The sequence below is a fragment of the Thermogutta sp. genome, assembly GCF_039793925.1.
Lineage (GTDB): Bacteria > Planctomycetota > Planctomycetia > Pirellulales > Thermoguttaceae > Thermogutta.
This window is the reverse complement of record NZ_JBAMME010000199.1, coordinates 44387-57802: the sequence shown is the minus strand read 5'-3', so window position 1 is coordinate 57802 and position 13416 is coordinate 44387. Positions and strand designations below refer to the sequence as shown.

At 57.5% G+C, this 13416-nt stretch carries 8 protein-coding genes; 3 read left to right on the top strand and 5 right to left on the bottom strand.

The genetic code is table 11. The annotated features are described in order from the left end of the window. Nucleotides 1-91: 91 nt before the first annotated feature. The gene (locus tag ABJK56_RS07475; protein WP_347244038.1) at nt 92-595 is read left to right on the top strand and encodes a hypothetical protein; all 504 of its coding nucleotides are present in this window, start codon (nt 92-94) and stop codon (nt 593-595) included. A gap of 36 nt (nt 596-631) precedes the next feature. On the opposite strand, the gene acnA is transcribed toward ABJK56_RS07475, so the two are convergent. Beyond that, nucleotides 632-3346 (bottom strand): aconitate hydratase AcnA, encoded by a 2715-nt coding sequence (gene acnA, locus ABJK56_RS07470; protein ID WP_347244037.1) that lies wholly within the window; start codon nt 3344-3346, stop codon nt 632-634. Between the two features lie 231 nt (nt 3347-3577). Further along, nucleotides 3578-4423: an RluA family pseudouridine synthase gene (locus tag ABJK56_RS07465; RefSeq protein ID WP_347244036.1), complete on the bottom strand. Its 846-nt coding sequence runs from the start codon at nt 4421-4423 to the stop codon at nt 3578-3580. 322 nt (nt 4424-4745) lie between these two features. Here ABJK56_RS07465 and dnaK point away from each other — a divergent pair, with 322 nt between their 5' ends. Together dnaK and clpB are read left to right on the top strand one after the other, a co-directional pair. Continuing rightward, nucleotides 4746-6683: a molecular chaperone DnaK gene (gene dnaK, locus ABJK56_RS07460; RefSeq protein WP_347244091.1), complete on the top strand. Its 1938-nt coding sequence runs from the start codon at nt 4746-4748 to the stop codon at nt 6681-6683. Nucleotides 6684-6993: 310 nt separating this feature from the next. Further along, the gene (clpB, locus tag ABJK56_RS07455) at nt 6994-9660 is read left to right on the top strand and encodes an ATP-dependent chaperone ClpB (protein ID WP_347244035.1); all 2667 of its coding nucleotides are present in this window, start codon (nt 6994-6996) and stop codon (nt 9658-9660) included. 183 nt (nt 9661-9843) lie between these two features. On the opposite strand, the gene ABJK56_RS07450 is transcribed toward clpB, so the two are convergent. From ABJK56_RS07450 to ABJK56_RS07440, 3 genes are all read right to left on the bottom strand, one after another. Further along, nucleotides 9844-10833 (bottom strand): M28 family peptidase, encoded by a 990-nt coding sequence (locus tag ABJK56_RS07450; RefSeq protein WP_347244034.1) that lies wholly within the window; start codon nt 10831-10833, stop codon nt 9844-9846. A gap of 182 nt (nt 10834-11015) precedes the next feature. Continuing rightward, nucleotides 11016-11258 (bottom strand): 30S ribosomal protein S18, encoded by a 243-nt coding sequence (gene rpsR, locus ABJK56_RS07445; RefSeq protein WP_095415710.1) that lies wholly within the window; start codon nt 11256-11258, stop codon nt 11016-11018. A 364-nt stretch (nt 11259-11622) separates the two neighbouring features. Next, nucleotides 11623-13329: a sigma-70 family RNA polymerase sigma factor gene (locus tag ABJK56_RS07440; protein WP_347244033.1), complete on the bottom strand. Its 1707-nt coding sequence runs from the start codon at nt 13327-13329 to the stop codon at nt 11623-11625. Nucleotides 13330-13416 lie beyond the last annotated feature (87 nt).

Below are 13416 nucleotides of genomic sequence, written 5' to 3'. Positions count from 1 at the left end.
TGCGAATTAAGAGTCTCCGGGCAACTTTGCGGCTAAGTCTATGTCGAATGTGAGGGACAGTTCCAATTCCTCGCTCCCAATTGCAGAGCCGGTGGCGAATCGTCCTTGCGGCGCGTGCACGGTGTGCTGCACATGGCTACCTATTCCAGCGGGGCACGTGGGCCCAGAAGACAAGCCTGCCGGTGTGGACTGCCCCTATTTGACGTGCGCAGGCTGTCGCAAATATGAAAATCGGCCGATCATTTGTCGGCGGTTTGAATGTGCTTTTCTTAAAGCTCGGGCGTGGCCTGTGGAGTGGCGGCCGGATCGCTCTGGTCTCCTGTGTTTATCTGAATCGCTTCCTAACGGGTTATGGGGAAGTGCAGTCTACGAATTAGCGGCAGGCCGGCTGGACTCGCCAGTGGGCCGAACCATCATCAAACAGCTTCTGGAGCAATCGAACTTCGTCGTATTGATCACGCAAGACGGACGGCGGACTCTCCGCCCGGGCCTCCGCGTGGACACAAAACCGGAACGCATCCCCCGTCCCCACTTTGTGCAGAATCATCACCCGAAAGACAGCTCGCTTCGCCCGCACAATCGGCCGTTACCGTGAAGCCGATGCCAGAATGGAAAGCTGCACCCCGAACTCTTAAGCTGTCGCGGAAAGCAATTTTCGCAGGACCATCGGCAGGATACCACCGTGCCGGTAATACTCGAGTTCCACAGGGGTGTCAATTCGCGCCAGACAGGTGAACTCGACGGCCTGGCCATCGCTTTTCCGCACAACCACCCGGACGCGACACCGCGGAGTCAGCCCCGATTCCGGCTCGACGATGTCAATCACTTCTTCGCCACTTAAACCCAGGCTTTGCCATGTCTGGCCTTCTGGAAATTGAAGAGGGAGGACCCCCATTCCCACGAGGTTGCTCCGATGGATGCGTTCGAAACTGCTGGCCAGGACGGCACGGATGCCGAGAAGGGCTGTGCCTTTGGCAGCCCAGTCGCGACTGCTTCCGGTGCCGTATTCGGCCCCGGCCAGAACCACTAGGGGAGTTCCGTCGGCCTTGTATCGCATGGCAGCCTCGAAGACCGAAAGTACCTCGCCAGTTGGCCAGTAGCGTGTTACACCGCCTTCTTGGTCTGGGACCAAATAATTTCGCAGGCGGATGTTTGCAAATGTCCCCCGAACCATGACCAGATCGTTGCCGCGTCGAGCTCCGTAAGTGTTGAATTCTTCGGGTGAAACGCCTCTTTTAATAAGAAAGCGGCCCGCAGGGCTGTCTTTGGGGATGTTACCCGCTGGCGAGATATGGTCCGTCGTGACGGAATCCCCCAGGGCCAGAAGGACCCGCGCACCGCGGATTGGAGGCGGGGGCGTGGGCTCTGCTGAGAGCCCATCAAAATAGGGAGGCTCGTGAATATACGTGCTTTCCTCGCGCCATGGGAAAAGTTCGCTGGGCCGAACCGCGAGACTTTGCCATAGTTCGTCACCCTCAAAAACCGATTGATAACGTTTTTGGAAAAGATCGGGTGTCAACACCTGAGCCATCGCAGAGGCAATTTCCTGCTCGCTCGGCCAGAGGTCCTTCAGATACACCGGCTGTCCGGTCCGGTCGGCACCGAGCGGCTCGTTGACAAGATCCCGTGTTACTGACCCAGCTAAAGCCGCCGCCACCACGAGCGGTGGGGAAGCCAGATAATTCGCTTTCACAAGCGGATGAATTCGGCCTTCAAAGTTGCGGTTTCCGCTGAGCACTGCCGCCACCACTAGATTGCCTCGCTTAACAGCTTCTGCCACCGCTTCTGGCAGGGGACCACTGTTCCCGATGCACGTCGTGCATCCGTATCCAACAAGGGCGAATCCCAGCTTTTCCAAATAGGGAAGAAGCCCCAATCGTTCAAGGTAATCGGTGACCACGCGAGATCCTGGCGCGAGGCTCGTCTTCACGTAAGCAGGAACCGTGAGTCCCTTTTCACAGGCCTTTTTTGCCAACAATCCGGCCGCAATCATCAACTTGGGATTGCTCGTGTTTGTACAACTTGTGATGGCGGCGATGACCACCGAGCCGTGACCGAGGGTGATTTCTTTCCCATCCGAACGAAAGCTCTCCTGACGGCTCACTGCGTCGGGAGTGAGTCCAAAACCCCGTTTGTCTGGAGGTGCTGTCAGAGCTCCGGCGAAGCTTTGAGCCAGTCTGGTGATGGGAACTCTGTCCTGGGGGCGTTTCGGCCCTGCCACCGAGCCTTCCACGGTCGACAGATCCAGGCGAAGGACCTTCGTGTAGCTGGGCACGGGATCACCAGGGTTGCGGAAAAGCCCCTGCTCTTTGCAGTACCTTTCGACCAGCTCCACAAGTTCCGCGGGACGTCCGGTTTCTCGAAGATACTGGAGCGTTTGATCGTCGATGGGGAAAAAGCCCATAGTCGCCCCGTATTCCGGCGCCATGTTGGCCAGAACAGCGCGGTCATAGACGGGCATGCGAGCGACCGCCTCGCCGAAGAATTCGACGAACTTGCCGACGACTCCCTCTTTTCGCAGCAGCTCGGTGACGGTGAGCACCAGATCAGTCGCGGTAACGCCTTCTCGTAAGTCACCAACCAGTTCCAGACCCACAACTTCTGGGGCCAGCATGTACATGGGTTGGCCCAGCATGGCGGCTTCGGCCTCGATCCCTCCCACTCCCCAGCCCAGTACGCCCAGCCCATTGATCATTGTCGTATGGCTGTCTGTCCCTACCAGGGTGTCCGGGTAAGCCAGCCCCTCATCATTTGTGACAACACAACGGGCGAGATACTCCAGATTGATTTGATGGATAATCCCGGCTGCCGGTGGAACCACGCGGAGATTGGCAAAGCTGACCTGCCCCCAGCGGAGAAACTCATACCGCTCTCGGTTCCGTTCGAACTCCAAGCGAACGTTTTTCTGAAAGGCTTCCCTGTTCCCAAAGAAGTCCACCTGGACGGAATGATCAATCACAAGATCCACAGGGATGAGGGGATTCACGCGCGAAGGCTGGCCGCCCATCCGATGGATCGCACTCCGCATAGCGGCCAGATCCACCAGAGCAGGAACCCCTGTAAAATCCTGAAGGATGACGCGTGCGGGCTTGAACGGCACTTCGATGTCTGCACGGCCTTTGGAATCGGCCCATCGGGCGAGTCGCTTGACATCGTCTACCGTAATCGAGAATCCATCGCATTGCCGCAGCACGGACTCTAGCAAAATGCGGATGGAATAAGGGAGCTCCGTCAGCCGCGTCAATCCCAGGTCTTCAAGCCGGGCGAGGCGAAAGAATTTCCATGCACCTTCGGAAGTACGAAGTTCGCCGAGAGCTTGGAATGGATCGTCCGCAATTCTGACCATCGCAGTGTTATTTCCCTCACATTCTTCTTCAGTGTGAAAAACAAACGCCTGGATAGGAACATGCTATCCTATCCCTTCGCGCGGCTCCTGGGTAGTGCAGCCCGGCCATTCACACGGACCTTCCCAGAAAAATGCCGCGACCAAACCAGCGAGAGTCGCGAGGACGACAGTGCGCCGGACGGCGTGCACTCTCTCAGAAGTCTCCGTCTCCGAATTTCGCAAAGGGCAAGTTTACGTTTGCGGGAATCGTTCAGGTGGTTCGAGCGGATGATCCCCCAGCCCATCGATTACCCCGAGGTGTTTGCCGAGCCAGGGCCGAAACGATTCGGACAGTTCTTCCCAAAATCGCGGAAGCGGGGCCGTGATGTCAATTGGCTCGAAGGTCATGGGATGGAGGAAATGGAGTTCCCGGGCGTGCAGTGCGATGGGACAGAACCGTGGGTCCGAATGTTGAGGGCCGACTCGGCGACGAGACCCGTATTGCCAATCCCCCACGACGGGATGACCCCGTGACGCCGCCTGCACCCGAATCTGGTGCATACGCCCGGTTTCGAGCTCAATTTCCAACCAGCTGAGGCCCTCCCAGTATTGAAGCACCCGATACCTGAGCACGGCCAGGCGTGCCTCCGGATGATTCTCGGGCACGATCTCCGCCTGAGGGACATCGGGGATCTTCCGCATGTGATCGCGCCACTCTCCAGTTGGCGGGGACACATTCCCCTCCACGACGGCCCAATAGAGTTTTCGGATGGCTCGGGACTCAAACTGTTCCGTGATCCGCCTGGTTGCCCGAGTGTGGCGCGTAAACAGAATTGCCCCGGTCACAGGCCGGTCCAACCGGTGGGGGACGCCCAGATAAACTCCCGCGCCTGGGGGGCTACGCATGGAAAGAAAATCGCGGAGCAATTCCACCAAAGATGGGACCCCCGGCGGACCCTGAACCAGTATCCCGGCCGGCTTGTTGATGACCAGCACCTCGCGGGCTTCGTAGAGGATCTCTGGCACACCCTCGGGGAACGACAGCCAGGGCTTCTGGGGGCGACGCGGTTGCGGATGCTGCGAATCAGATTCCTTCATCGCGGCCGGACAGGGAAATTGCAAACCGGATTGAGGGGAACGTTCTTCAGGTGGCCTGGTGCCAAAATGGCAGGTCGATAGTCTCTTGGCCTGCGGGAAAGGACCAATGACGTCGGACGCTCAATCATATCTTTTGTTTGTTTCGCGGGTTATGATTTGTGGCTACCATTGAATATACCAATGGCACAGGCTTTGCGAAACGCCTCTTTTCAGTGGTCAAGTACCCTTGAGACCTACGATCATGAACCGTCACTCGTGCCTCCTCTTTGGGTTGCAGCAAAACCTCAAGTCTGTGTACCGGTGAGGAGGGGGCGCACTGGAAATACAAAGTTTTGTCCCAGAGAAAGGGAGAAATAACATGGCACAGGAAAAGATTATCGGAATCGACCTAGGGACGACCAACTCGGTGGTGGCCGTCATGGAAGGGAAGGAGGTCAAGGTAATCCCCAATCAAGAGGGGAATCGTCTGACCCCAAGCGTGGTGGCCTTCACAGAGCGTGGCGAGATTCTCGTCGGTGAGCCCGCCAAGCGGCAAGCGATCACCAACCCCAAGCGGACAATTTACTCGATCAAGCGCTTCATGGGCCGGCGTCGCGAGGAGGTCAAGACGGAAGAGGCGATGGTCCCCTACGAAATCGTCGGGGAGCCTGGCGAATACGTCAAAGTGAAAGTCGGGGACCGGCTCTACACGCCTCCGGAAATCTCCGCCATGATTTTGCGGAAACTTAAAGATGCTGCGGAAGCGTATTTGGGTCATCGTGTCAATAAGGCGGTGATCACCGTTCCCGCTTACTTCAACGACGCGCAGCGGCAAGCCACCAAGGACGCGGGCCAAATTGCCGGGTTGGAAGTGGTGCGCATCATCAACGAGCCGACGGCCGCGTCTCTGGCTTACGGGTTGGATAAGAAGGAGGCGGAAAAGATCGTCGTCTTCGACCTCGGCGGTGGCACGTTCGACGTTTCTATCCTCGAGGTCGCGGAAGGTGTGTTCCGGGTCATCAGCACCAGCGGTGATACGCATTTGGGCGGTGATGACTTCGACCGGGCGCTGGTGGACTATGTCGCCGAGGAATTCAAGAAAGAGCACGGCATTGACCTCCGGAAGGATCCGATGGCCCTCCAGCGGCTTCAGGAAGCCTGTGAAAAAGCCAAGAAAGAGCTCAGCTCGCTTCAGCAAACGGACATCAACCTGCCGTTCATCACCGCGGATGCAAGCGGTCCCAAGCACCTCCACATGACGATCACCCGGTCCAAGTTCGAACAGCTTGTGGACCACCTCATCCAGCGATGCCGGGGACCGGTCGAGCAGGCCCTCCGTGACGCCCGGCTCACAGCCAAGGATATCGACGAGGTGGTGCTCGTCGGTGGTTCGACGCGGATCCCGAAGGTTCAGGAATTGGTCCGCGAAATGTTCGGCAAAGAGCCGCATAAGGGTGTTAATCCCGACGAAGTGGTGGCTGTTGGTGCGGCCATTCAGGGAGCCGTGCTGGCTGGTGAGGTCAAGGACGTGCTCTTGCTCGACGTCACGCCGCTCTCCCTGGGTATTGAGACCTTGGGTGGCATTATGACCAAGATCGTCGAGCGGAACACCACCATCCCGTGCACCCGGAAGCAGATCTTCAGCACTGCCGAAGACAACCAGACGGCGGTGACGATCAAGGTGTACCAGGGTGAACGGGAAATGGCAGCCGACAACCGCTTGCTCGGGATGTTCAACCTGGAAGGGATTCCGCCTGCTCCTCGCGGTGTGCCGCAGATCGAAGTAACCTTCGACATCGACGCTAATGGTATCCTCCATGTGACGGCCAAAGACCTGGGCACCGGTAAGGAGCAGAAGGTCCGTATCGAGCAGTCCGCCGGGTTGACCAAAGAAGAAATCGAGCGGATGCGTCGGGAGGCCGAGCTCCACGCGGAGGAAGACCGCCGCAAACGCGAACTGGCCGAACTCCGCAACAAAGCCGACAACCTGTGCTGGCAGATCGAGAAGCTCATGAAAGAGCACGAAGGGAAACTCACGTCGGCGGACCGCGACGCGCTAACTCGCGCGATCGAAAAGACACGCAATGCGGCCAAGTCCGACAGTGCCGAGCAAATCAAGTCCGCTATTAGCGAGCTTGAGGCAGCGGCCCACGCCTTTAGCAAGACGCTTTACGAGAAAGCCGCTGCGGGCGCCAGCGCGTCCGCATCCGGCGGCGCAACCTCGGGATCGGGCGGTGGCAAGAATGACGATACCATCGATGCGGAATTCGAGGTCAAGTGATCCGCCGTGGGAGGCCCTATACCTCGTTGCGATTTGTCACGCGGATTGACGGATTCGGGGGTCGCTGCGAACTGCTTCAGTTCAGCGACCTCCTTTTATAAGAAGCCGCGCTCTCGGCAGGACCGAGGACCCTGACGACCAGTTCCTCGCAGTTTGCTGGAGAACTGTGTCACAACGATCTAATACGTCAGTCGGTCGCTGTGGTCTTTGGCGACAAGGGGTTTCTTGTCTTCAAGAGCATACGTGCATTAATACGTGAAGCCTGGAACGATAAAATCTCATACAACCGCCGTAAAGAAAGGAGGCAATCATGCCCGCTTTTCGATTCGATAAACTGACCATCAAAGCGCAGGAAGCCGTAGCGAACGCACAATCGCTGGCATCCGAACGAGGGCATCCGGAGATTGACCCGGTCCACCTGCTGGCCGCTCTCGTAAGCGAGACAGACGGCCTGATTAAGCCGATTCTGGAGCGGATTGGGGTCAACCGGTCTCAGCTTGAACGGATCATCGAGGGTGAGCTCAATCATTTTCCAAAGGTCTCCGGCGGGGCCCAGCCGCAACCCTCGTCTTCCCTGATGAAGGTCCTCGAACAATCTCAACGCGAGGCGGATACCCTGCGTGATGATTTCATTTCCACTGAACATCTGCTGCTGGCACTGGCCAAGGTGGATTCGAAGGCCCGTAACATTCTTAAACTCAACGGCATCACCGATCAGGAGATTCTTCAAGCGATGCGGGCTGTGAGGGGAACGGCCCGAGTGGAGGATCAGAATCCGGAAGCCAAGTTTCAGGCGCTTGAGCGTTATGGGGTGGACCTCGTGGAGCGGGCCCGCAAGGGAAAACTCGACCCTGTGATCGGCCGGGATCAGGAAATTCGCCGTGTCATGCAGGTCCTGTCACGGCGCACTAAAAACAACCCCGTGCTGATTGGTGATCCCGGTGTGGGAAAAACCGCGATCGTCGAGGGATTAGCCCAACGGATTGCAGACGGGGACGTTCCCGAAAACCTGAAAAACAAGCGTGTCATTGCTCTTGACATGGGGGCCTTAATCGCCGGAACCAAATATCGTGGCGAATTCGAGGAACGTCTCAAAGCCGTGCTGCGGGAGGTGGAAGCGGCTGGTGGTAATATCATCCTCTTTATCGACGAACTGCACACTGTGGTGGGAGCAGGAAGGGCGGAAGGCGGCGCGGACGCTGCCAACCTGCTCAAGCCAGCGCTCGCCCGCGGTGATCTGCGGTGCATCGGCGCCACGACACTGGACGAGTATCGCAAATACATCGAGAAAGACGCCGCTTTGGAACGGCGGTTTCAACCGGTGTACGTGGGCGAGCCTTCCGTCGAGGATACAATCGCCATTCTCCGCGGTCTCAAACCCCGGTATGAAGCCCATCACGGTGTAAAGATTAAGGATTCAGCGCTCGTCGCTGCGGCGCGATTGTCCCACCGTTACATCACCGATCGGTATCTCCCGGATAAAGCCATCGATCTGGTGGACGAGGCGATGAGTCGGCTCGCCATGGAGCTGAAGAGTATTCCGGTGGAAATCGACCAGCTCCAGCGACGGATTGTGCAACTGGAATTGGCCGAGCGTCAGCTTGCTGACGAAACCGAAGAACATACCAAGGAACGCCGGGCAGAAATTCAGGAGGAAATCAACAAGCTGCGTCAGGAACTGCAAAAACTTCGTGATCAGTGGGAGAAAGAGAAAGCCGCTATCGAACAGATTCGGCGTCTGCAAAATGAGCTTCAGCAGGCCGAGCATGAGTTCAATCAACTGCAGGCCGCCATCAAGGAGAAACAGTCCTCCGGTATGCTGGTGCGCGAAGAAGACTACCAGCGGCTCTACGAATTGGATATCAGACGCCGTGAGTTGGCGAAACAGCTCGAGCAGGCGGAGAATTCTTATCCGGTCCCGGATGACAAACGGCTGCTCCGACTGGAAGTGGGTCCCGAAGAGATTGCCGAGGTCGTCAGTGCCTGGACCGGTATCCCCGTTTCTCGAATGATGGAAACCGAGCGGGCCAAGCTACTCGTGCTCGAGGAACGACTCCACCAGCGGGTGGTGGGGCAGGACGAGGCGGTGGAAGCGGTCGCGAACGCCGTGCGACGCAGCCGCTCAGGTCTTCAGGACCCGAAACGTCCCATTGGCTCGTTCATCTTCCTGGGACCCACCGGTGTGGGAAAGACGGAGCTGTGCAAAGCACTCGCCGAGGTCCTCTTCGACGACGAAAACGCCCTGGTGCGGCTTGACATGAGCGAGTTTATGGAGCGGCACACTGTGAGCCGGTTGATCGGTGCTCCGCCAGGTTATGTGGGATATGAGGAGGGTGGAGTACTCACCGAGGCCATCCGCCGGCGTCCCTACGCCGTGGTCCTGTTGGATGAAATTGAAAAGGCTCATCGCGATGTGTTCAACATCCTCCTGCAAGTCCTTGACGATGGGCGGCTCACGGACAATCAGGGCCATACGGTGGATTTCACCAACACCATCATCGTGATGACCTCCAACATCGGCAGCCAGCTCATCCAGGAGATCACCCAAGCGGGCGGCACGGAGGACGAGATCCGCGAGGCTGTTACGCATGCACTCAAACAGCACTTCCTGCCGGAGTTCCTCAACCGCATCGACGAAGTGATCATCTTCCACCCGCTTCGCAAGGATCAGATCAAGAAGATCGCCGAAATCCAGATTCGACGGCTCAAAGATCGGCTGGCCACCAAGGGAATTACCCTGGAAGTCACCGATCGAGCGATCGAGGCGCTGGCCGAGCTGGGTTACGATCCCACTTATGGCGCGAGGCCTCTCAAGCGGGTCATCCAACAGCGCATCGAAAATCCGCTTGCCTTGGAACTTCTCAAGGAGTCCGATTGGGAAGGCGTGACCATGCGGGTGGATTACGACGATCGGGCCGAGGAATTCACATTCGAGCGACTTGTTCCCGAGCCGGCCACAGTCGGTAGCTCTCGCTGAAAGTCGGCCTCGGGGCAGACCACGTCGTCCGCCTGCTCTAACCTCCAATCCGTGTTGGGGTAAGCCCAGCCTGCCCCAACACTTTTTGTTTCTGCCGGGATTCGCACCCAGCTTGTCCAACTTGCGGCACGAAAGACGCAGGCCGATCAGCGAAGTTTCGCGGGGCCCGGCTCTGCAAGACGATCAACCGCCCTCTGGGTTGGGTAACTCACTCACATCCAGCGATTGCAGCCATTCGAGCACCACCCATCCCACTTTGGCCAGGCTCAACGGAGAGCATTGCGCGGGTGTGTCGTTTTGAGTATGCCAGGCGGGATAGTCAAAATCTATGAGCACGCAGGCGGGAATTCCCCCGATATTGTGAAGCGCTAAATGATCGTCCCGGATTTCATACTTTTTTTGGGGGATGAATTCAAGCACTTTGAGCCGGGCGGCCGTCTTCCAGATGCCGTCCACAATCCAACGGGAGTCTCGCCACCACGCGCTGTTCCGCTCCTGGTAGATTTGCAGGTCCGCGTCGCCCACCATATCGAACAAAACAGCGGCGCGATAACGCCAGCGCCGCTGCGACGCAGAATCGACGTATTGCTGTGCAAAGTATTCCGAACCCTGGAAGTAGGCATCCCATTCCGAAAAAATGAACTCCTCCCCGTCGAAACACACCATATCGACACCCAAATCCGATGGCAGCTTGCTGACGTGGTGTGCCATCTCCATAAGGACGGCCACCCCGCTGGCACCGTCATTGGCCCCGATAAATCGGCCGCGCGGATTGATCCGATCTCGCAACGGGTAAGGAAGAGTGTCGTAATGGGCGCAAAGGAGAATGCGCTCCGTCCGTTCCGGGAAGAACCTGGCAATGAGATTAGCCATTGGCACCGGACCGCCGGTGCGAGGATCCCGCCCGGAAAAGCGCTGGAGCTCCACCTCCGCTCCGAGTTCCGCGAAATGTTTGAGAAGGAGTTCTTGCTGTTTCGCCATGCCCGGCGAGCCGCTGGGGCGGGGTCCTATCTCACACAATTGTTCGAGATAGCGAAAGGCACGCGCGCCGTCAAAAGGAATCTGCTCGACTCGCCAGTGAGACACCCTGCCGGTCCCGCGGGGAAGAAATTGCCACACAAGCAGGCCTGAAGTCAAAGCGAACAGCGAAAAGAGGCCTACGCTTCCGATCAACCGCACCCATCCGGCTTGATGCCGGAAGCGAAAAAAATAACCTAAGTGCTCGCGAGCAACGGAACGCACCAAACCAATTTCGGCTCCTGAACCGAAGGTTACAAAACAAAGAAAGGCCACTTGTCCTCCGGGTGGCCATTGTGCTGCCAGACGAAGCGCCCAGCCCGTTTTTCTTCAGGATTTTATTCCCCGACAAAAGGCAACAGCGCCATGATCCGCGCCCGCTTGATGGCCTTACTGATGGCGTGCTGGCTTTTCGCAGCACAACCGGTCTTGCGGCGGCCCACAATTTTACCCTGTCGGTTGGTCAACTTTTTCAGCAATTCCACGTCCTTGTAGTCCACGTAGAGAGGACGCGGATACTGCCCGTCCACCATCAGCGGGTCACGCTTTCGACGCTTTGCTCGGATTCTTTTCTTTGCCATATCGACTCGCCAGTCAAATCAACGCATGCGTGTCTACAAGCACTCGTTCTCGCTTTTTTTCGCCCAGAAATCTTCGATTACGCTTCAGTATAAACCCGACAAACGCAAAAGCCAAGGGAAGGGGCAACCTACGTCATCCCACTCTTTTGAGGATCTGCAATGTACCGGATGGAGGTGCAATTCGTGAATTGTCCCTACCTGCAAGTACCAATTGAAATGGGAGGGTTCATCCAAGACTAAACAACGCGGGTATGGCCCGTTCCGCGTACCCGGTCTGGTTGCAGCGGATGAGGAACACATCCCGCGCCGCGTGACAAAGAGAAAACCACCGAGGCCCCTTCCACGGGGGGTTATCCGCATCGCATTATTCGAGGTCGGAGAGATCGATCTTCTCCTCCTCCGCCAGCTTACGGAGCTTGCTGATCGCCCGCGCTTCAAGCTGGCGAACACGTTCCTTCGTCACACCCAGCTCGGCACCCACTTCCTTGAGAGTGAGCGGTTCCTGTTGCCGGTCCAAGCCGAAGCGTCGGATGATGATCTGCCGCTCGCGCTCGTCCAACCGCTGGAGGATATTCTGAATCTGAATTTCTCGCTGGAGCTGGTTGGCTTCCTGCTCGACCTGGTCCGACCGCTCGTCCTGGGTCAGCGTGAATAGCTCGTTCTGACTGGTTCGGAATCGTTCCCTATATCGGTGCTCATCCGGGATGGTTCGGGCAAAATTCTTCATGATGGCCCAGCTTGCATAAGTGCTGAATTTATTGCCGCGGGAGTAGTCGAATTTCTCGACAGCCCGAATGAGCGACATATTGCCATCGCTGACCAGCTCGAAGAAGTTTTCGGCAGGTCCCACGTGTCGCTTGGCGATCGAGACGACCAGGCGGAGATTCGCCGATATGATTTCGTTTTTGGTCTTCACCGACTCTTCGTAGAGCCGTTCAATCTCATCCATGAGAGCACGGTTGGGACGTTTTCGGGCGTCCATCTCTTGCCGCAATTGTTCACGCAGCTTGGACGCCTTGTACTTGAGGTAGTTCATCTTCCGGAATAGATGGATTTCCTGCTCCTGAGTCAAAAGCGGGACTTCATAGAGACTGGCGAGGTAAGGGGGTAACCCCTGCGGCAACTTGGAGGCACGCTGCGGACGTTCCGCAGGTGGCGGAGGCCCGAGGATCTCCTTTTCCTGCTCCGGAGTTACCTTCTCGAACATTTCATTGGGGATGTAATCGAGAGGCAGCTCCATGATCCGCTTAGCCCGCATCTCGTCGATGATGCGGGTCACACGAGCCCGGGTGAGGCAGTATCGCTTGGCGATCACGTCGAGAGATTCCCCTGCCCGGTAATCGCGGTAGATCCGCTCCTTGGTTTCTTCGCTAAGCGGTCCCCGCGTTTCCGGGAAGATCGCCATCTCGGGATTGGCCTGATCAAATTGTTGCAATATGTATCGAATCGTTTCCATGCTTCTTCCTGTACGAAGCGCTAACCGCCGAGTCACCTCCGGGCGACAAGCGCCGGCCTGGGCCAGACGCCTTGCCCGTTCGATGATGGCATCGCGTTCCTGCGGGCTCAATTGACTGAACTGGGATGCCCGTTTAATCCGCTTTTCCTCCTCTTTGGCGAAGCGATCGACGGTGCTTTCCAAAAAGCCCAGCCGAACCCGCCCGTCTACCAGGAACCGGCGACTGACGAGGCCCGCCCGCCGCCATCTGGTGATCGTTTTCGTAGAGACGTTGAATTTCTCGGCAAGCTCCTGGAGAGTGTAGTATTTCTCACTAACTTCTTCTGGCCGAAGCGGTACGGACTCGGCGACGTCCTCGATGAAGAGGATCAGATCGTGGCGAACGTCCTCGCCGAGAAACTCGCCGATATTCTTGTCCGGCCGGAAGCGGGTAATTTTGTAACAGATCGTGCTATAGGAATACCACTTATCGGGCTTGATTTCACTCAAAAGGGCTTCCGCCCGCGCCATCTGCTCGATTTTTTTGGCTCGGGGTGTAAACCGGACCACTTGGAGGCAAAGCTCCTTCATGGCCGGGATGCGGTAATCCGTACTGACTTTTACGACCTCACTCATGGCAACACCCCTTATTGCGCGAACTGCAGCCGGTCGTTGAGACCCTGCTCGCCGTCCGCTGCCGTTTAATCGACGCATCGCCCGACA